Genomic DNA, 19,380 nt, shown 5'->3' with positions numbered 1-19,380 from the left:
TTTTATTTACGAAGGTGTCGATTCAAATTTGTGTGATAAAATATGGTCTCTTGCCGCATAAGCTTTTCGTTTGACCTCTTCTAGGTTCACACCGACAAGCTTCCCGTTTTGTTTCACTGCTTTTCCAGCAACGTAAACAGAATCAACATTTGAAGGATGTGCCGTTTGGACAACCGCTCCAGCTGGATCTGTCATCGGAAGAAGATTCATGCTTGTCCGATCGATCAGAATGAAATCAGCTTCTTTCCCAGGTGTAAGTGACCCAACTTTATGATCGAGCTGTAATGCACGAGCACCATTGATCGTCGCAGCCTCAAGCATTTGATAAGCAGACAGCCCAAGTTCAGGCCCCGGCATGATCCCATCCATTAACAACGATTGATTTTGGATCGCACGCTCTGCCTGAAGCCCGAATTTCATTTGGGCAAACAAATCTCCTCCTGTCGCTGTCACTACGTCTACACCGAGAGTTGGAAGAACACCTTGTTCAATCGCAAGTCCTGTGACAGGATAACCGTGACCCATCATCATTTCAATTTCAGGTGTAATGGATATGGAGCTTCCGCTGCCTGCCAGCATCTTCATTTGATCCGCATCAATCGCATTAATATGCACCATGTTCAAATCCGGTCCGAGTAAACCTGCTTTGTGAAGCCGCTCAATCGATCGATCCTCCGCTCCCCAATTCCCAAAGCCGATGTGCATACTGCATAGAGCGTCTAGAGACCGGGCTGTTTCAATTTCAAATACCGACGTCTCCCATGAAGAAAACTCTGGACCACGAATCGCTAGTCCCATTGTTAAAAGCTGATCTGATGATTGAAAATGCGCTTTTTTCACACGTGCTGCGTCCTCCATATTGGTGAGCGTACTCTCCCTATCCCAATATTCAGCATCTCCAGAGGAACCAAAAGCAAAAACAGCTCGTATGCCCGCATCTTTTAATCCTCCAATGAGCTCTTCTGTATGATCCATTGAATTGATCATCGTCCAGTCTAAAAACGTGGTCACACCTGCATCTAAAGCCTCTAATGCCCCTAAATAATTGGCGATGCGATCGTCGGATGGGCGTCTCATCGCTCCATAGTTGCCATAATAGATTTTGCTCAAATATGTCTGCAAAGACCAATCTGTCCCTATGCCCCGGATGACAGACTGCCACACATGCCGATGTGTATCTACAAGACCTGGCATGATGACCATATCAGATGCATCAACGATGTCAGCATCACTTACTTCAATTGAAGGTCCAACTTCTAAAATGTGTTTCCCTTCAATTAATAAATCTCCCTTTTCAAGAAAACCTAAAGATGGATCCAGTGTTAAGAGAGCTGCATCTTTAAACAATGTTTTCTTCATCCATATCCCCCTTTTCAAATGACAAGGATGAGTGACCCCGCCTCAATGTCATTTTAAAACAGTACAGGATCAAATTAGAAGAAAAGTGACTTATCCAAATGTTTTATGAGCTGATGTTTCTGAAATAGTTGTATGTGCGTTTTAATTTGATGTCATGTTTCCCTTTTGGACTTTCCATCATCCCAAACTCAAAGAACTTCACAGGTTTGATACCGACATATTGTAAGAGAGCTCGTTTCATTAACATCTTGTGCGCATTTTGTAAAAAGAACAAAGGGTAGTTGGTTGGTCCTTGCATTGTCGATACACAAACGGCGCTTTTCCCTTTTAATAGTCCTTCTGGCAGCAGCCCGCCTGTTTGACGATAGGCGAAATTCGCAGCAAACATGCGGTCAATAAAGCCAAGGAGCATAGCTGGCGGCCGCCCCCACCAAATGGGATAAACGAACACGATTTTGTCCGCCCACTTGATCTTATCCTGATACACCTGAATATCAGGGTCCTTATGCATATCACGTCTTTTTTTCTCTTTATTAAAAACAAGCACAGGATCAAATTTTTCTTGATATAAATCGATGATTTTCACTTCTTGAACCATTGGATTTTCTTCACTGCCTCTAACTATTTCTTTTAAAAAAGCACCATTTAAACTATTGTGATGAGGGTGAGTATAGATAATGAGTACATTCATATTTTTCTCCTTTAGTTATCATTTGATAACAAAACAATACACCCCACTCCACTAGTTGTCAAATGATAATTGTTTTTTGATAATAAATTTGGTATGTTACGGAGGAGGTGATCATCATGCAACATCCACATTTCTTCAAGGAATTCGTCGCATTTGCTTCTACTTTTTCGGAGTTAAAACATGACTTGATGAGCAAAGTCAAACCACCAGAATTAACACCCTTACAATATTTGATTTTAGAGCAGCTAGCGGTCAGCGAACCGCTTACCCCTAGTGAAATTGCAGACTGCCAGCATATGTCTCTTCCGAATGTCAGCAGAGAACTGAAAAAGCTGCACGAAAAACAATTCATTGATAGAGAAGAAGACCGTAATGACAAACGAAAGCATGTCATTATACTTTCTGACAAAGGCCGTGCCTGTATGAACGAAGCCTTCCAGCATATCGAAAAGATGCTGATAGACAGCCTATCTCCCTCAGATATAGAACAAATGGATGATATCGTACAAGCTCTCCGTCTATTAAATCAAACGATATTCAAAAAATGACCCAATGAAAAAAGCATGAGCGCTATGCTCATGCAGGATTGGGCTGCTGCACTTCCAACTTGACAAAAAAAGCGCTGGATCATTACGTCCAAACGCTTCTTTGTTTGATTCTTTATGTACCTTTACACAATCAATTGATACGCAATATATAACGCAACCAGCCAGATCATGACCGCTGAAGCTTTATTGATACGGTTCATCCACTTGCCGTTTGTATCTAACTTCCCTAACATCTTCCCTAAAAGGGCGAGCCCAATAAACCATAATCAGGACACGATGATACAGGCAAGTGTGAACGCCAGCTTTTCTGCTCCGCTATATTGCAGCGAATTCGTACCAATGACACCAATCGTATCGAGAATCGCGTGGGGATTTAAAAGAGAAACTGAACAAGCAAATAAAATTTGTTTTCTTGCAGGCATTAATTTCTGCTTCTCTTGATCCCCTGATGATGAGCTTGTGTTCCATACAGACCATCCCATATAAACTAAAAAACAAAAACCAATGATATAAAGACCGATTTGCAACGCTGGAATGGTAAACACCACAACAGAAACACCTATGACAGCTAAAGCAATTAAAAGTGTGTCACAAAGAGTAGCCGTGATGACGACAGGCAATGCTCGATATAAACGAGGCTGCAGCGCTCCTTGTTGAAATACAAATACATTTTGTGCGCCCAAAGGTAAAATGAGACCAAAGGCAAGTACAATTCCATGAATGATCGCAATGGACATCTACTAACATTCTCCTTTTTCAGAAATTCCTACATATTTTAACATAAAGCACCCTGCCTGCTTTCAACAAATTTCATTTTCCGTACAAAAAAAGCGCTGGATGCTTCCATCCAAACGCTTCTCATTTATTCATTATTTACTTTTTCGTGCAAGCTCTCTTTCTCTCAGCTCTACACGGCGGATTTTCGCTGACGGAGTTTTTGGCAGTTCGTCAATGAATTCGATTTCTCTTGGGTATTTGTACGGTGCTGTTGTGTTTTTCACATGTGTTTGCAGCTCTTTGATCAATTCATCACTTTGCGCAGTTCCATCACGAAGGACGACGTATGCTTTGACGATTGATCCTCTGATTTCATCTGGGCTCGCCACAACTGCACATTCCTTCACTGCTGGATGCTTGATCAGCGCATCTTCTACTTCAAACGGTCCAATCGTATAGCCCGAGCTGACAATGATGTCATCTCTGCGGCTTTCAAACCAGAAGTACCCATCTTCGTCTTTTTTCGCGCGGTCACCCGTAATAAAGTAATTGCCGCGGCGCTGCGCCTTTGTACGCTCTTCGTCTTTGTAGTATTCCTTAAATAGAGCCGGTGTTTCTAGATGTACCGCAATGTCACCAATTTCTCCAGGTGCGCAGACGTTTCCGTCCTCATCAATGATGTCTACTTCGTTGCCAGGGGTTGGTTTCCCCATACTGCCTGGCTTGATGTCCATTCCTTTTAGCACCCCTACGAGCAGTGTGCTTTCAGTTTGGCCATAACCGTCTCGTACTTCTATATCGAAATGTTTTTTGAATGTATCAATGACTTCACGGTTCAGCGGCTCTCCCGCAGAAACAGCACTATGCAGCTTTGGCAGCGCGTACTGACTCAAATCATCCACTTTTGCCATAAAGCGATATTCTGTCGGTGTACAGCATAGGACATTGATTTCATTTTTTTGAAGCAGCTCTAAGTATGTATTTGGATTGAATTTTCCTCCATACACAAAGCCTTCTGCTCCACTTCCTAACACAGATAAGAGGGGACTCCACACCCATTTTTGCCAGCCTGGTCCTGCTGTTGCCCATACTTTATCTCCTTCATTAATGGAGAGCCATGCTTTTGCAGCTGTGCGTAAATGTGCATACGCCCATCCGTGTGTATGAACAACCCCTTTTGGGTTCCCTGTTGTACCCGATGTATAGGATAAAAACGCCATGTCTGTGCGCTTTGTATCAGCCAATTCAAGTTTGTTTGATTGCTCTTCCTTTTGCGCTAGAATGTTTGTCCAGCCATGATCGTTTTCACCGATTGAGAATGTTATAAAATCGTTTGGCTGTTTGGTTCCGTCGAACGATTGAATGAATGAAGAGTAAACGATCGCTCCCTTTGCTTCTGCATGTTCAATTCGGTAATCTATATCTTTCGCACGCAGCATTTCAGAACAAGGAATCACGACCATTCCTGTTTTCAAAATCGCTAAATAAATGCTGTATGCCTCGAGCATGCGCGGCACCATCACAATGATTTTATCGCCTTTTTTGAAGCCTGCATTTAATAAAACATGTCCAATTTTATTTGCCTCTTTGACTAATGCTGCATATGTCACATGCGCTTCGTGGCCATTGCCATCCTGCCAGTGCAGGGCCATTTTCTCCTTGTCATGACTGAACGCTTCAATCTCGCTGACTAAGTTATATTGTTCTGGTGCAATTAAGTCTTCTCTTTTCATGGTACAGCTCCTTTTAGCCTCTTTCTTATGAAACGAAACATGTTTCAATTTACCTATTCTAACACTCATAACTGAAAAATGCTTGAATTAGGACCTACTCCTAATATTATGCCATAATTTTTTTCATTCGTCTCCTTTTTTAAAAATATTCTAACTATTTATATGTACAAAAAGAAAAGAGCGGGAATGATCCCGCTCATAAGCCATAGCTTTTTAATTGTGTGTCTTAGAAAGATCCGCCACCCATATGTTGTTGAGCGTAAGATACAAGACGCTTAGTGATTTCTCCACCAACTGATCCGTTAGCGCGAGATGTTGTTTCTGCACCAAGGTTTACACCAAATTCAGAAGCGATTTCGTACTTCATTTGGTCGATAGCTTGTGCAGCGCCTGGTACTAGTAATTGGTTAGAACTGCTTTGTCTGTTTTGTTGAGCCATGTGTTCTCACCTCCTTGTGAATATAGAATGTGTAGAAACACATGACTTCATGCGATTGATTTTATGGTAATTATTATGAAATTTTCGTTTTAGAATAAATCAGCGAATTCGTCTGCCGCTTTCTTTTCATTTGTCACAATAATCGTTTCAATTTGCTCTACTGCCTCGTCCAGCATCGGCTCGAAATCAGCAAAGCTTTCGTAGCGTTCTACTTTCTCAAGCTTTGGTTTTGTTTTAGGGGACGGCGGCGTAAAGATCGTACAGCAATCCTCGAAAGGCTGAATGCTTGTATCGTATGTGCCAATTCGTCTCGCTTCATCAATAATGTCATTTTTATCGACAGCAATGAGCGGGCGGATGATTGGTGTATTGGTCACATGGTTTATGGCATACATGCTTTCAAGTGTCTGACTTGCCACTTGACCAAGGCTTTCACCGGTAATAATCGCAAGAGCATCACGCTTTTCTCTTATTTTATCAGCTATTTTCAGCATCATTCTTCTTGTTGATGTCATCGTATAGTTTTCAGGTACTTGTTTGTGAATCAGCTCTTGAATGTTTGTAAAAGGTACGATGTGAAGCTTCACTTCGCCTCCATATGCTGCCAGGCATTCTGCAAGATCAATGACCTTTTGTTTGGCACGTTCACTTGTATACGGTGGACTAAAGAAATGCACAGCTTCAATTTCAATTCCGCGTTTCATCGCTTGATAGCCGGCAACTGGGCTGTCAAAGCCGCCTGAAAGCATGAGCATCGCTCTTCCGCTAGAACCAACCGGCAGGCCGCCTGCACCTTTGACATCTTTAAATGTAATGTATGTTGCGTGCTCTCTTATTTCAATGCGTAAATGTACATCCGGCTGTTTCACATTGACCGTTAAGTTTTCCGTATTCCTTAGAACATGCCCGCCAATTTCGCGGTTCATTTCATTTGAATCAAGTTCAAATTGTTTATAAGAGCGTTTCGTTGAGACTTTAAATGTATTTCCTTGTTCATACACTTCCTGTACAGCTGTTAGTGCCGCTTCTTTAATCGCACCTAGATTTGTCTCACATTTAACCGCAAGACTAAAGCTTTGAATGCCAAATACACTTTTGAGCTGTTCTGAAATCAGTTCAGGGTCTTCTCCGTTCAGCATAATCGTGATGCGGTCTCTATCAGATGCATACTTTAATGCTTCAAAATCCTTTAAGACGAATCGAATGTTCTGTCTTAGTTTTTCAATGAACTTCTTTCTATTCTTCCCTTTTGTTGAGATCTCACCAAAACGGACTAAAATATGATCATATTTCATGCTGTTATCTCATTCCTTTTAATTTTTTCACACTTTGTGCGATCGATGTGATGATTTGCGGCGTTAGCTCTGGTCCTTGTCCATACGTCAAGCTGATTCTCATACTGCTTTTGGCTACTTCTTCTGGTTTTCCCATTGCCAGCAGTACACGGCTTGGCTCTTTTTTCTTGGCTGAGCAGGCAGAGGTTGTAGAAACATATATGCCTTCTTTTTCAAGCATATGGAGGAGGACTTCAATTTGAATACCCGGCACTGAAAAATTCACAATGTGCGGCGCACTTAGCGCCTGCGGTGTGTTCATAACAATGCCATCTATTTCTCCAAGCTGTTTTTGCAGCTGCGTTTTTAAGTTCAGCATCTCGTCATGATGCTTGTCAAGCTGTTCAAACGATTGTTTCATGGCTTTTGCTAAGCTGACAGCTCCAGCAGGGTTTTCAGTGCCCGATCGAAGACCTAATTCCTGCTCTCCTCCAGTAATGAAAGGGGCAAGAACAACATCTTTCTTTAAAAAAAGCGCTCCTGTGCCTTTTAAGCCATGAATTTTGTGGCCTGACATCGTCAAAAGGTCTACATCCAGCTGTTTATTGAGTGCTACTTTGCACATTCCCTGCACCCCATCGACATGAAAAAGTGCGTTTTCGGCATGCTCACGAATGATGTCAGCAGCTTCTTCAATCGGCTGGATGGCACCCGTTTCGTTATTGACGTGCATCATGCTGACAAGCACTGTATCAGGGCGAAGCACTTCTTTTAAATGCGTCATATCTGCATGACCATGCTCATTTACTTGAATATAGGAGATGTCAAAGCCAAATAAAGCCTTCAGCTGTTCAAACGATTCAATGACAGAAGGATGCTCAATTGCTGTCGTCACAATGTGCTTGCCACGGTTCATTTTGGCGAGAGCTGCTCCCTTAATGGCGATGTTATTCGCTTCTGTTGCACCAGAAGTAAAAATAATCTCATATTGTTTCAAGCCTGTATAGTGAAGCATTTGTTTTCTCGTTTCATTTAACAGCCGGCTTGCATCTATTCCGAGCTGATGAAGCGAAGATGGATTTCCAAAATAACGCTCACTCACTTGCTGATATACTTGTAAAACCTCAGGGTACGGTTTTGTGGTTGCACTATTATCAAGATACATCATTGCGAAACTCCTTATCCTCTTGCGTTTAACTGATATGAACCAAATTCCTTTTATTTCAATATAAAGCGGTATATTGACAACCTCATCAATTCACTATATCATGCATAGTGCTCTTGTCATATTTTTTCCCAAATTGACAGAATATTTAAATATGGCAGAAAAATAAAATAATAGGGGGTCACCTTATGAAAAATAAGTTAAGTCAAACAGACACATTAGCCATCGGCTTAATGTTGTTTGCACTCTTTTTCGGCGCAGGTAATATGATATTCCCTCCTGTACTTGGACAGTACGCAGGTGAAAATGTATGGCTTGCGATCGGTGGATTTTTACTGACAGGCGTGGGACTTCCGCTCTTAGGCATCATTGCCGTTGCCCTGACAGGAACAGGTGCAAAAGGGCTTGCTGATAAAGCTCATCCTACATTCGGTACCATTTTCACCGTCATTTTATATTTATCTATTGGACCTTTCTTTGCAATCCCTCGTACTGGAACGGTTTCTTATGAGATTGGGCTGGCTCCGTTTTTGTCTGAAGCGCAGTCTGAATCGTGGATTCCATTACTCTTATTTTCAATTGCTTTTTTCGGCATTACCTATGCTCTTGCTTTAAATCCATCGAAGCTTGTTGACCGAATCGGTAAAATTTTAACACCAATTTTACTTGCTGTCATTGCTTTAATTGTGATAAAAGCCATCGCGACACCAATGGGTGGAATTGGCAGTCCACATCCAACTTATGAAGGAAGCCCGCTCTTCACCGGATTTTTAGAAGGCTACAAAACGATGGATGCTCTTGCTTCAATCGTTTTCGGAATTGTCGTTGTCACGGCTGTGAAAGAACGCGGTATTACAGAACGAAAATCGATTGCAGCAGCCTGTATTAAAGCAGGGCTTGTCGCAGCTGCTGGACTAGCTCTTGTGTACATATCACTCGCTTATGTCGGGGCATCAAGTCCTGAGGCTACAGGTATGGTCGGGGCAAATGACGGCGGGAAACTCCTTTCGCTTGCGGCAAACTTTTTATTTGGTTCTGCTGGAAATATTGTGTTAGGGGTTGCGATTTTATTTGCATGTTTGACCACAAGTATTGGGCTTGTTTCATCCTGCGGGGAATATTTTTCTTCGCTATTTCCACGCTTTTCTTATCGTACAGTTGTTTTAGTTGTATCTTTATTCAGTACAGTTGTAGCAAACCTTGGACTTGCACAAATTATTTCACTCTCTGTTCCGGTTCTTGTCTCAATTTATCCGCTAGCCATCGTGATCATTCTCTTATCTTTTCTCGATCGCTGGATCAACGGAAGACGAATCATTTATATCGCTTCACTCCTTTTCACAGGTGTCTTTGCTGTGATTGATGGGTTAGTTGCAGCGAAAATCCCTCTTGGCGGATTACCTGAATTTTTAGAAGCTGTTCTTCCTTTATACAGTCTTGGGATCGGCTGGGCTGTCCCTGCCGTTATTGGAGCTATTATTGGACTTCTTATTTCTTTATTTACGAGTCCACCTAAGCAGCTTGCTTAATCAAGCATCAAAACAGAAAACATCCCTTTCCATAAGAGAAGGGGATGTTTTTTTACGTTCTTCATATACTAAAATAGAAAAATTCATGACTTTTGTATGAAAACATATGTTGACATCAGGCGTACATCCTTTATAATTAGTGAATGTTAATGAAGAACGGTTTTAACAACTAATTAACAGAATATTTCAACATAATATTGGAGGCTTTATATTCAATGAAGGCAACATTGTCGACGAAAGATACGGTTATTATAGGTTTTATGTTATTTGCTTTATTCTTCGGCGCCGGAAATATGATTTATCCACCAGAGCTTGGGCAATATGCTGGAACAAATGTATGGAGAGCAATGGGCGGATTTTTATTAACAGGTGTCGGTTTACCTCTACTAGGTATTATTGCGATCGCTATAACAGGACGTGATGCAAAAGGACTTGCGGATAAGGCTCACCCAGTGTTTGGAACAGCATTTACCGTCATTTTATATTTATCCATTGGGCCGCTTTTCGCTATTCCGCGTACAGGAACGGTATCGTATGAGATTGGCGCATTACCATTTTTATCAAGCGTGCCAGCTTGGCTGTCGCTGCTTTTATTTACACTCGTCTTTTTTGGTATTACGTATTACCTTGCTTTAAATCCAACGAAAATCGTGGATCGTGTAGGTAAAATTTTAACACCGATTAAATTTACGATTATTTTTATTATCATTGTAAAAGCCATTTTGACGCCGATGGGCGTGATTGGTACACCAGATGTATCTTATAGCAATGGATCGTTTTTCAAAGGATTTTTAGAAGGCTATAAAACGATGGATGCTCTTGCTTCTATTGTATTTGGAATTGTTGTCATCAACGCGATTAAAGGACGCGGTGTGACAAGTAAAAAGGCACTGGCTTCTGCTTGTATTAAAGCGGGTTTGATTGCAGCTGCTGGATTAACCTTCGTTTACTTATCGCTTGCGTATCTAGGCGCTTCTAGTACACATGCCATTGGATTCGTTGGAGATGGAAGCAAAATCTTAGCTCAGTCTTCTCAGTTCCTTTTCGGAAGTCTAGGAAATATTGTGTTAGGTGCTGCCATCACAGTCGCTTGTTTAACAACAAGTATCGGTCTTGTCACATCATGCGGAGAGTATTTCTCAAAGTTACTTCCTAAACTTTCTTATAAAATGGTCGTGACACTTGTTACATTATTTAGTTTCATCATTTCTAACTTTGGACTTGCTCATATTGTTGCTTTCTCTGTTCCAGTCTTAACAGCGATTTATCCGCTGGCGATTGTGATCATCGTTCTATCACTTGCTGATAAATGGCTTGGACATAGAAGACCAGTATATGTCCTCTCGTTAATTTTAACAGGGTGCATCAGCTTATTTGACGGCTTAGCAGCAGCAAAACTTCCAATCGGTCCAGTAAAAGACATGTTCCAAACAGTGCTGCCTTTTTATGACCTTGGCATCGGCTGGCTTGTCCCTGCGATACTTGGAGTCGCAATTGGATTCCTGGTCTCACTTTTCACTTCTTCTGCTTCAGAAGAACGCCAAAAACAGGCGTCATAATACAAAAAAAGCTGAAGTCCTATCAATGGACTTCAGCTTTTTTTATTGATGCTGATATTCTTTTTCCTGCTGAGCTAATAGCTTCTGAACGGCTCCAGGTGATGCTTTTTCAACAGCCGCTGCTGCTACATCAAATGAACCGTTATAATCGTACGCATAAAATCTTCGCTCTGCCTCTTTTAATTGTTCTGAAAGAATATGATTTTGGCTTCTAAAACGATTGCCGTATTGAATGATTCGTTCAATTCGATCCACTTTAGTGAGCATTTCTTCCGTCTCATCCACAACATTTCTCACTGTATCAGAGGCTTCTTTTAATTGCCCATTCACGGCTGACATGTTGAGCGGCAGGTTCTCCAGCTGCTCGTGCACTTGCTGAATCATCACCTGCGCTTTTTCAGCCTGCGCTTTCATGTCAGCAGGTACACCTGGAATATTGCTTTTTTGAAGCTGACGCACTGTATCTGTCAGCATCGTTTTGAGCTCAGCCAGTGTTTCTCTCGCTTGCAGCTCTTCTTTTCTTAATGATTGAAGATGATCTTTAAACGCATCGTGCAATGCTTTTGCATCATCGATAAAGGTCTCAAGCTGATTGATTTCATCCATTAATAATGAATATGCTACATGGTCACGATCAAGCTTCTCGCGAATTTGTTTCATGAGCTTTTCAATTTCTTCTAAGCGTTTTTCGAACGCCTTCTGTTGATCAAGCTCTCCGGCTGTCAGTTTGTAGCTTTCTTTTACAAGAGCTGTTTCTGCCTTTGTTTGGGTGTGATCCTGCTCGAGCTTTTCAAATGCTTCCGTCAGCTCAGGCATTTTGCTTTTGATTTCCTGCCCTGCTTCTACTTCCGCTTCCAGCTGATCATACAGTGTCTGAATTGCATCATCAATCATTTGCAGAATGCTTGATGCCTCATCCAGATTGAGTTCATCAATAAGCAGTTTTTCCGCACGGGTCAGCTGTTTGTTTAAGTTCTCAAGCTCCTTAGTGATCTGGATGTGCTCCAGCTTGTAGCCTTTGTCTGTCATTTCTTTATATCCGTCTTTCAGCTTCGTCAGCTGGCCTGGTACGGTTTGTTTGCAGTCTGCAATGAGCTTCGGTACATCATTGATATACAGTTGAAGCTGATCGAGTCTGCGGTCTTGCTCAAGCAAAATCTTTCTTGCTTTCATATAGTTGCCGTTTTCTGTCTCTTCCTCGTACTGCTTGATCCCTTCCCAGGCCTCATCTAAGTCCTGCTCCATTTTGTCATAAAGGGTGCCGTATAAATGGCTGTACGCAAGCAGATTTTTTCGAACTGTTTGATATTGTTCTTTGACCTTTTCAATGTCCTTGCGATTTTGCTCCTCGCTTGTGACAAGGTCTGCAATTTCTTTTAAAATGTCTTCAATGTTCGAATCAGCAGCACTCAGCAAGTCCTCAATGTGCGTAAGAACCTGTTTGGCTTTGGAGAATCGATATTTATCAGAATACTCTTCTGCATCATATAATAGCTCCTCTACCTTTGGAAGATGGGCTGTGACGATATCGTCCCACTCTGCACGCCATCTTTCAAAAAATTGCTCTGTTTCTCCGGTCATTTTTAAATGTTTGATTTTTGAAATTTCTTCTACAATTGATCTGTTTAAAATTTCAATTTTCCATGCTTCCAATCGGTCAATCTCTTTATATATATTTTTTCGCAGGAAATAACCGACTGAAAACAAAGCAAGCAAAATGACAATTAAACCGATGATTAACTCCATAATGAGCCCCCTTGTTGTGATCTAAGTGATGTCAGGGTAAAAGTGTCCCGAGTAGACCTGAGAACCCTTTCGTGTCCGCTTTGCATTTGTTTTTATAAGCAGGATCGTATGTTTTCCAATACCATCCATTCACGGTTTTATGTATGTTTTTTCAAGAAAGTATTTGTGCGCTTTCTATCATTTGATCACACGTATCAATGTGACCTGCTTTTATGTATGCGGAAGCTGTCGTTTTCATTGTTATTATGATACCATGTAACCAGCATTTTTGGTCATGATTTTTCATTATTTTCGCTGATAAACATCACGTTTTTCAAAATATCGACAAGAGGTGACGACATGCTGAAACAAGATGCACATCTACATACACCGTTTTGCCCGCACGGCTCGCTTGATCCTTTTCATTCTTATATTGAAAAAGCCATCAAAAAGGGATTTGATTCCATTACCTTTACCGAGCATGCCCCGCTGCCCCCATCGTTTCAAGATCCAACACCTGAGCAGGATAGTGCCATGAAGCTCCAAGACCTTGAAGCATATATAGCGAAACTGGCTCAGCTGAAACAAGAATACAAAGGGCAATTAATAGTAAAAACTGGGCTTGAGGTTGACTATATCAAAGCGTATGAAGAGGAAACAAGAACCTTTTTAGACTGCTACGGTCCAGAACTAGACGACGCCATTTTATCTGTACACTTTCTTCCTGCTGGCGATGATTATATTTGCCTTGATTTTGACGAGCATGCCTTCCAGCAGCTAATAAGCATCTATGGCAGCATCGAACAGGTCTACCAAAGCTACTTTGACCAAATTCATTCTTCTATTCTATCATCTTTAGGCCAATATAAGCCAAAGAGAATCGGTCATATCACCCTTGTCCAGAAATTCAAACAGCTTTTTCCATATGAAATGTCACCTGAACTTTGTCAAAAGGTCACCCTTTGCCTTGAAGAAACGGCAAAAAAAGGCATGTCTTTAGATTTTAATACATCAGGTCTTCGTAAAACATATGCCAGAAGTATCTATTTAGATCCATGGATGATTGACCTTGCCAAAAAGAAAAAAATTCCGCTCATATTCGGCTCTGATGCCCATCAAGCGGAAGATCTCGGATATGCGTATGATCAATTCGAGGACATCATGAGCTTCAGATGAGAATCTAGTGCCGGCTCTTTTGGTTCTAACAGATGATGAAGCGAGCGGCTCAGCTCCTTAAAGTACATTTGATAGAAATACGGCTCACTTGGGTTCAAATAAAGCACCTCTGTTAAATATTGCGGCTGTAAATATGGCATCATGAGAAGTGATTTTAGCTGGATCATAAAGGATGCAAGTGAAAGCTGCTCACAAATAACATGGGTGCTTTTTCCTTTTTCAATGATGAGCTGAAACAAATACTTTTCTTTTGTTAAATATGTCGACATGATTTCTCTGATGAGTGTGGAATCAATCGTCACCTCCCGATAAACGAAACGGGTTAATTGACGGTGCTTGTGCTGATAAGATAAAATATCAAAAACCACATGTAGTAAGCATTCTTTTGCGTGACGGGTTTCCATGTGATGGAGATGTGATTCAATCATGTGAATGTAACCTTCATAAAAATCGGATACGAGCTGCTCAAGCAGCCCCCCTTTTCCTTGAAAGTAATAAGAAATGTGGGCAACGTTGACGTTTGCTTCCTTCGCGATCTCACGGACAGAGGTTCCAGAAAATCCTTTTTGGTTAAAAAGTCTGATGGCAGCATCCATAATACGGTCTTTTGTTTGCACGGTTGTTGATGTTTTCATCCGCTCACCCCTCTTCATGTGTACATACTTCAAGATGAAGGCAGAAGTTCCTTTTACAATTGCTCGACAAATCCCACATTCGAGACGCAAGTTATGTATTTTTAAGATAGAAAGTAGGAGATTTTCATGTTTCATGTCGAAAAACAGTCTGGCGATCCTTCAAAAGACTATCAATTGCTTGTCAAACAGGTAAAAGCCATTACAGATGGTGAACCTGATCTGATTGCCAACTTGGCAAATGCAGCTGCACTGCTCTATCACACACTTCCTGAAGTCAATTGGGCAGGGTTTTATTTAGCAAAGGACGGCGAGCTTGTGCTTGGACCATTTAACGGACTGCCTGCATGTGTGCGCATCCCTTCTGGAAAAGGTGTTTGCGGTACAGCATTTGCGACAGGTGAAGTACAGCGTATCGCTGATGTCCATGCATTCCCTGGACATATTGCATGTGATGCAGCATCGCAATCTGAAATAGTCATTCCGCTCAAGGTCAATGGACAGATCATTGGGGTGCTCGACATTGACAGCCCTGTGAAAGACCGCTTCAGTGAAGTAGATGAGACCTACCTTATTCAATTTACAGAAATTCTCCAACAGGCGTTATCCGTCTCTACGGATGCGTAATCATGCAGAAAAAGCAGGCACATTGTCTGCTTTTTTATTTTTCTTTATATAATGGGGAACGTCACCTTTGCCTCTAAATAGGTTGACTTCTCCTATCCAGCGTCATATAATAGAGTTTGTGTGAAATATGGCAGCCTTTTTGTTCGGCTTTTTTGTATCATTTTGTTCCTTCTATATGAAGGTGCATCTTGTAACTCCCTGCTGCTGGAGCGAGGATGCATGAAAACATAATGACGAAAAAGAGGAAGAACAGACGGTTTTTATTTTTCACAAATAAAAACAATAAGGAGGAGTCACATTATGGCTCGCTATACAGGTCCAAGTTGGAAGATTTCCCGCCGTTTAGGCATTTCATTAAGCGGAACAGGTAAGGAACTTGAAAAACGCCCTTACGCTCCAGGCCCACATGGTCCAGGACAACGCAAAAAACTATCTGAATACGGTTTACAATTACAAGAGAAGCAAAAGCTTCGTCACATGTACGGTGTCAACGAACGTCAATTCCGTACACTATATGACAGAGCTGCTAAACTTCCTGGTAAACAAGGTGAAAACTTCATGATCCTTCTTGAAACTCGCCTTGACAACCTAGTATACCGTCTTGGCCTTGCTCGTACTCGCCGCCAAGCTCGTCAGCTAGTAAACCATGGTCACATCCTTGTTGATGGAAGCCGTGTAGACATCCCATCTTTCTCTGTGAAACCAGGTCAAACGATTGCTCTTCGTGAGAAATCTCAAAACCTTGCAGTAGTGAAAGAATCAGTCGAAGTAAACAACTTCGTTCCTGAATACCTTTCTTTCGATGCTGAAAAGCTTGAAGGAACTTTCACTCGTCTTCCAGAGCGTTCTGAATTAGCGCCTGAGATCAGCGAACAACTAATCGTTGAGTTCTACTCTCGTTAATTTCATGACTCTCTAAGAGAGATCGAAAAAACCCTAGATCCCTTGATTGTTCAAGGATTTCTAGGGTTTTTTGTTTGCATTCTCCTATGAACAAATGAATTTAAAACATATATAGAAAACAGACTATGCACAAGACGAGCACCAGGCAAAGCTTCTAAAAACATTTCTCCACATTTAAGTTAGTCTAATTTTTTAATAATAATAGAAGCATTCACGTTTGTTTGAGTCCCTCCTGCTAGGGTTTGAAGAGTAACTGCTGCTGCGGAAGTATGGTTTACAAGAGTAAGCGTGTCACCCGCTGCTAGAGCGAGGATTGCCTGACCGTTATTCTGTTGGGTACCAGCTCCTGACCCATAAACTGTGTTCGTCACAGGACCTCCATTTACAAATAGGGTAAATTGATTTGGCTCTACGCCAGAAACTGAAAAAGTAACCTCGTAGTTTCCTGGATTGGTGACTATAATTTGAGAAGTTCCAGGGGCATGTGTAATACCAGAAGTAATAATTCCAGTTGAGTCAAAAATCACCGGGGCCTCTAAAGCTACTGTTTCAGCACTTAGATTGTATACATATGCAAATTCAGATAACCCTGCTCCCGTGGCTCCTGTGACCCCCGTTGGACCGGTCGCTCCGGTATCTCCCGTGGCTCCGGTTACTCCCGCTGGACCGGTCGCTCCGGTAGCTCCTGCGGCTCCAGTTACTCCCGTTGGACCGGTCACTCCGGTATCTCCCGTGGCTCCGGTTACTCCCGCTGGACCGGTCGCTCCGGTAGCTCCTGCGGCTCCAGTTACTCCCGTTGGACCGGTCACTCCGGTATCTCCTGTGGCACCTGTTACTCCCGTTGGACCGGTCACTCCGGTATCTCCCGTGGCTCCGGTTACTCCCGCTGGACCGGTCGCTCCGGCGGCTCCCGTGGCTCCGGTTACTCCCGCTGGACCGGTCGCTCCGGCGGCTCCCGTGGCTCCAGTTACTCCCGTTGGACCGGTCACTCCGGTATCTCCCGTGGCTCCGGTTACTCCCGCTGGACCGGTCGCTCCGGTAGCTCCTGCGGCTCCAGTTACTCCCGTTGGACCGGTCACTCCGGTATCTCCTGTGGCACCTGTTACTCCCGTTGGACCGGTCACTCCGGTATCTCCCGTGGCTCCGGTTACTCCCGCTGGACCGGTCGCTCCGGCGGCTCCCGTGGCTCCGGTTACTCCCGCTGGACCGGTCGCTCCGGCGGCTCCCGTGGCTCCGGTTACTCCCGCTGGACCGGTCGCTCCGGCGGCTCCCGTGGCTCCGGTTACTCCCGCTGGACCGGTCGCTCCGGCGGCTCCCGTGGCTCCGGTTACTCCCGCTGGACCGGTCGCTCCGGCGGCTCCCGTGGCTCCGGTTACTCCTGCTGGACCGGTCGCTCCGGCGGCTCCCGTGGCTCCGGTTACTCCCGCTGGACCGGTCGCTCCGGCGGCTCCCGTGGCTCCGGTTACTCCCGCTGGACCGGTCGCTCCGGTAGCTCCTTGAACCCCTCGTAATCCCCGTGGTCCTCGTCGCCCTACAATTAATTTTGTATGACAGATGATGCAACAGTTTGATTTTGATAGTTTCTGTTTACAATAAGGGCATTTTTTATACTTATCACAACCCATCAGTTGTTCATCTCCTTTATCATTATTCATATGTTACATCTGTAAATAGGTGCCGATAAGTAAAACGTACAAAGAATAAAGATAAACGTAGAATAAATATAATTTACCAGAGTCTTCTAAAAATCTTTTGGTTGTGAAAATTTGATTGTATTTTGCGCTAAATTTGTCTATTGTTTTTTCATGATGACTAGCCAGTCTTAAAAAGCTATTCAGAACCATATAATCTATCATGAAAAAAACCCCCTAGAATTCCAGAGGATTTTTTTGTTCCAAGGTTCACTCAAGTATTATTAAGCGTATAGCGATATCTTTTATTTTACCATCCAATTACTAATCAATTGATCTGTTGTTATGACAGTAGCAAATTCATCATGCAATGTAGCCAGTGATAGCCGATGAATCATTTCGGGATCATAATATGTACCGGTTTGATCTGTTAGTCCAAAGGCGGCTACTGCATCTGAGATAAGGTACGTATCAAAGCCTAAATTGCCGCTCATTCTTGTTGTCGTTGACACGCAGTGAGGGGTTGTCAATCCTGTGATCACGACCGTGTTAATATGGTTTGACCTTAACTGTTCCTCCAAGTTTGTGCCAATAAAGCTGCTGTTGACTTTCTTTCGTATCACCGTTTCTTCCTCTAGCGGTTTGGCGATATCTTTGAAGAGATGCCCTTCATTTGCCAGATGAAATAAGGAGTCCGGTTTGTCAGATGTATGCTGGATATGAATCACTGTCCAGCCTTTCTCTCTCCAAAACGTCAATAGACGACTGATATTCTTCTCTGCATCAAGGTTATTTCGTTCTCCCCATTTTTCATGCTCGAACGCTTTTTGTACATCTACAATGATTAAAGCCTTTTGATTCATTTTCACAAACGCCCACCTCCGAAGATTCTTACTCACTACATGTAGTGTAAGGAATGGTGATCGTTTTGTACATGTTTTTATTCGGCTATATACAATGCTTTGTCTGTTTTTGCATCATCGTTTTGCTTCCCTTATCAATATCTCTTTCATCTAACAGCTGCCATATGTCAATTGACATCAAAAAAGACAGCATATGCCGCTGTCTTTTTTCGTTTTTTAATTCGTATTCTGTCCTCCGCCGTTCAGTCCTTCTTTAATATATCCTTTGACTTGGCTTGAGGTTAATAGACCGATATGTCCAACGCCATGGATTTGGACGTTTCTTGCGCCAATTAAACGAGAGAGACTGTTGACGACAATGAGATCGGCTGAGCTGTAGACGGATGTGTAAAGAATTTTTTGATTTGGATCTGTGCCTGGTAATGCTCTGCTTGAAACGAGTCCGTTTGCTCCACCAATTGTGACAACGTTCTCAATTTTATCGCCGCCATCTAGATTCTTAATATAGTATAGCGTGTTCGCCCCGCCCATACTATGAGCCACAATATCTACTTTTTTGGCACCCGTTTTGTCTAACACATCTTTGACGAATTTAGATAGACGCGGACCATTGTTGCGGTTATTTCCTGTTTTGTCTATGAAATCGATAGCATATAATTGGTTTCGATCCCAGCCTTGTCCAACCAAGTAACTTTTAATAGAATAAAAGTTATAAGAGGCACCACCAATGCCGTGTACCATTACAACTGGATTATGTTCAGCCGCCTTCACCTCTTTCGGCTGGATAAAAGCCATTGAACCAATCATCA

General features: G+C 42.6%; 17 protein-coding genes and 1 pseudogene. 6 read left to right on the top strand and 12 right to left on the bottom strand.

Going from position 1 to position 19,380, the window contains the following annotated elements; genetic code table 11:
* Positions 1 to 6: 6 nt before the first annotated feature.
* On the bottom strand, positions 7 to 1,359 hold the full coding sequence (locus tag NSS92_RS00795) for an amidohydrolase family protein (RefSeq protein ID WP_267587124.1): 1,353 nt from the start codon (positions 1,357 to 1,359) through the stop codon (positions 7 to 9).
* 103 nt (positions 1,360 to 1,462) lie between these two features.
* The gene (locus NSS92_RS00790) at positions 1,463 to 2,050 is read right to left on the bottom strand and encodes an NAD(P)H-dependent oxidoreductase (protein ID WP_267587123.1); all 588 of its coding nucleotides are present in this window, start codon (positions 2,048 to 2,050) and stop codon (positions 1,463 to 1,465) included.
* A gap of 116 nt (positions 2,051 to 2,166) precedes the next feature.
* Between NSS92_RS00790 and NSS92_RS00785 the strand changes: the two genes are divergently transcribed.
* The gene (locus tag NSS92_RS00785; protein WP_251216370.1) at positions 2,167 to 2,598 is read left to right on the top strand and encodes a MarR family winged helix-turn-helix transcriptional regulator; all 432 of its coding nucleotides are present in this window, start codon (positions 2,167 to 2,169) and stop codon (positions 2,596 to 2,598) included.
* A 122-nt stretch (positions 2,599 to 2,720) separates the two neighbouring features.
* On the opposite strand, the pseudogene NSS92_RS00780 reads toward NSS92_RS00785, so the two are convergent.
* The 5 genes and pseudogenes from NSS92_RS00780 to NSS92_RS00760 all read right to left on the bottom strand — a co-directional run bounded on the left by NSS92_RS00780 (position 2,721) and on the right by NSS92_RS00760 (position 7,929).
* Positions 2,721 to 3,335, bottom strand: a pseudogene (locus NSS92_RS00780) (LysE/ArgO family amino acid transporter).
* Between the two features lie 132 nt (positions 3,336 to 3,467).
* The gene (mbcS, locus tag NSS92_RS00775; protein ID WP_340866747.1) at positions 3,468 to 5,048 is read right to left on the bottom strand and encodes an acyl-CoA synthetase MbcS; all 1,581 of its coding nucleotides are present in this window, start codon (positions 5,046 to 5,048) and stop codon (positions 3,468 to 3,470) included.
* 226 nt (positions 5,049 to 5,274) lie between these two features.
* Positions 5,275 to 5,487 (bottom strand): alpha/beta-type small acid-soluble spore protein, encoded by a 213-nt coding sequence (locus NSS92_RS00770; protein WP_024424829.1) that lies wholly within the window; start codon positions 5,485 to 5,487, stop codon positions 5,275 to 5,277.
* Between the two features lie 89 nt (positions 5,488 to 5,576).
* Positions 5,577 to 6,782, bottom strand: coding sequence for a tRNA uracil 4-sulfurtransferase ThiI (gene thiI, locus NSS92_RS00765; protein WP_267587120.1), 1,206 nt, complete (start codon positions 6,780 to 6,782; stop codon positions 5,577 to 5,579).
* A 4-nt stretch (positions 6,783 to 6,786) separates the two neighbouring features.
* Positions 6,787 to 7,929 carry a cysteine desulfurase family protein gene (locus NSS92_RS00760; RefSeq protein ID WP_340866746.1) on the bottom strand — a complete coding sequence of 381 codons (1,143 nt, stop codon included), beginning with the start codon at positions 7,927 to 7,929 and terminating at the stop codon, positions 6,787 to 6,789.
* Between the two features lie 185 nt (positions 7,930 to 8,114).
* On the opposite strand from NSS92_RS00760, the gene brnQ (NSS92_RS00755) reads away from it, so the two are divergent.
* Positions 8,115 to 9,455 carry a branched-chain amino acid transport system II carrier protein gene (gene brnQ / locus NSS92_RS00755; RefSeq protein ID WP_340866744.1) on the top strand — a complete coding sequence of 447 codons (1,341 nt, stop codon included), beginning with the start codon at positions 8,115 to 8,117 and terminating at the stop codon, positions 9,453 to 9,455.
* A 215-nt stretch (positions 9,456 to 9,670) separates the two neighbouring features.
* Positions 9,671 to 11,014, top strand: coding sequence for a branched-chain amino acid transport system II carrier protein (brnQ, locus tag NSS92_RS00750; RefSeq protein WP_267587117.1), 1,344 nt, complete (start codon positions 9,671 to 9,673; stop codon positions 11,012 to 11,014).
* 42 nt (positions 11,015 to 11,056) lie between these two features.
* On the opposite strand, the gene ezrA is transcribed toward brnQ (NSS92_RS00750), so the two are convergent.
* Entirely contained in the window at positions 11,057 to 12,760 is a 1,704-nt protein-coding gene (ezrA, locus tag NSS92_RS00745; protein WP_340866743.1) for a septation ring formation regulator EzrA, read from the bottom strand.
* A 339-nt stretch (positions 12,761 to 13,099) separates the two neighbouring features.
* Between ezrA and hisJ the strand changes: the two genes are divergently transcribed.
* Positions 13,100 to 13,915 carry a histidinol-phosphatase HisJ gene (gene hisJ, locus NSS92_RS00740; protein ID WP_340866742.1) on the top strand — a complete coding sequence of 272 codons (816 nt, stop codon included), beginning with the start codon at positions 13,100 to 13,102 and terminating at the stop codon, positions 13,913 to 13,915.
* On the opposite strand, the gene refZ is transcribed toward hisJ, so the two are convergent.
* The gene (gene refZ, locus NSS92_RS00735; protein WP_340866741.1) at positions 13,885 to 14,550 is read right to left on the bottom strand and encodes a forespore capture DNA-binding protein RefZ; all 666 of its coding nucleotides are present in this window, start codon (positions 14,548 to 14,550) and stop codon (positions 13,885 to 13,887) included. The genes hisJ and refZ overlap by 31 nt on opposite strands.
* Before the next feature lie 126 nt (positions 14,551 to 14,676).
* On the opposite strand from refZ, the gene NSS92_RS00730 reads away from it, so the two are divergent.
* Positions 14,677 to 15,174: a GAF domain-containing protein gene (locus NSS92_RS00730; RefSeq protein ID WP_340866740.1), complete on the top strand. Its 498-nt coding sequence runs from the start codon at positions 14,677 to 14,679 to the stop codon at positions 15,172 to 15,174.
* Positions 15,175 to 15,474: 300 nt separating this feature from the next.
* A complete protein-coding gene (gene rpsD / locus NSS92_RS00725) occupies positions 15,475 to 16,077 on the top strand; it encodes a 30S ribosomal protein S4 (RefSeq protein WP_039180654.1) in 603 nt (200 codons plus the stop codon).
* A 179-nt stretch (positions 16,078 to 16,256) separates the two neighbouring features.
* Here rpsD and NSS92_RS00720 read toward each other — a convergent pair whose 3' ends face one another.
* The 3 genes from NSS92_RS00720 to NSS92_RS00710 all read right to left on the bottom strand — a co-directional run bounded on the left by NSS92_RS00720 (position 16,257) and on the right by NSS92_RS00710 (position 19,378).
* On the bottom strand, positions 16,257 to 17,702 hold the full coding sequence (locus tag NSS92_RS00720) for a BclA C-terminal domain-containing protein (protein ID WP_340866739.1): 1,446 nt from the start codon (positions 17,700 to 17,702) through the stop codon (positions 16,257 to 16,259).
* A 311-nt stretch (positions 17,703 to 18,013) separates the two neighbouring features.
* Complete coding sequence (locus NSS92_RS00715; protein WP_445661648.1) at positions 18,014 to 18,571, bottom strand: cysteine hydrolase family protein; 558 nt, start codon at positions 18,569 to 18,571, stop codon at positions 18,014 to 18,016.
* A gap of 216 nt (positions 18,572 to 18,787) precedes the next feature.
* Positions 18,788 to 19,378, bottom strand: a complete 591-nt coding sequence (locus NSS92_RS00710; protein WP_411353450.1) for an esterase/lipase family protein — start codon at positions 19,376 to 19,378, stop codon at positions 18,788 to 18,790.
* Positions 19,379 to 19,380 lie beyond the last annotated feature (2 nt).

This window comes from Bacillus sp. FSL M8-0166, assembly GCF_038008825.1.
Lineage (GTDB): Bacteria > Bacillota > Bacilli > Bacillales > Bacillaceae > Bacillus > Bacillus safensis.
This window is presented reverse-complemented; position numbering and strand designations above follow the sequence as displayed.

Coding starts and splice junctions, on each gene's coding strand:
- brnQ (WP_340866744.1), top strand. CDS start 8,115: ATGAAAAATAAGTTAAGTCAAACAGACACATTAGCCATCGGCTTAATG.
- brnQ (WP_267587117.1), top strand. CDS start 9,671: ATGAAGGCAACATTGTCGACGAAAGATACGGTTATTATAGGTTTTATG.
- NSS92_RS00710 (WP_411353450.1), bottom strand. CDS start 19,378: ATGATTGGTTCAATGGCTTTTATCCAGCCGAAAGAGGTGAAGGCGGCT.
- NSS92_RS00760 (WP_340866746.1), bottom strand. CDS start 7,929: ATGATGTATCTTGATAATAGTGCAACCACAAAACCGTACCCTGAGGTT.
- NSS92_RS00790 (WP_267587123.1), bottom strand. CDS start 2,050: ATGAATGTACTCATTATCTATACTCACCCTCATCACAATAGTTTAAAT.
- refZ (WP_340866741.1), bottom strand. CDS start 14,550: ATGAAAACATCAACAACCGTGCAAACAAAAGACCGTATTATGGATGCT.
- NSS92_RS00770 (WP_024424829.1), bottom strand. CDS start 5,487: ATGGCTCAACAAAACAGACAAAGCAGTTCTAACCAATTACTAGTACCA.
- thiI (WP_267587120.1), bottom strand. CDS start 6,782: ATGAAATATGATCATATTTTAGTCCGTTTTGGTGAGATCTCAACAAAA.
- NSS92_RS00795 (WP_267587124.1), bottom strand. CDS start 1,359: ATGAAGAAAACATTGTTTAAAGATGCAGCTCTCTTAACACTGGATCCA.
- NSS92_RS00785 (WP_251216370.1), top strand. CDS start 2,167: ATGCAACATCCACATTTCTTCAAGGAATTCGTCGCATTTGCTTCTACT.
- NSS92_RS00730 (WP_340866740.1), top strand. CDS start 14,677: ATGTTTCATGTCGAAAAACAGTCTGGCGATCCTTCAAAAGACTATCAA.
- NSS92_RS00720 (WP_340866739.1), bottom strand. CDS start 17,702: ATGGGTTGTGATAAGTATAAAAAATGCCCTTATTGTAAACAGAAACTA.
- mbcS (WP_340866747.1), bottom strand. CDS start 5,048: ATGAAAAGAGAAGACTTAATTGCACCAGAACAATATAACTTAGTCAGC.
- hisJ (WP_340866742.1), top strand. CDS start 13,100: ATGCTGAAACAAGATGCACATCTACATACACCGTTTTGCCCGCACGGC.
- rpsD (WP_039180654.1), top strand. CDS start 15,475: ATGGCTCGCTATACAGGTCCAAGTTGGAAGATTTCCCGCCGTTTAGGC.
- NSS92_RS00715 (WP_445661648.1), bottom strand. CDS start 18,571: ATGAATCAAAAGGCTTTAATCATTGTAGATGTACAAAAAGCGTTCGAG.
- ezrA (WP_340866743.1), bottom strand. CDS start 12,760: ATGGAGTTAATCATCGGTTTAATTGTCATTTTGCTTGCTTTGTTTTCA.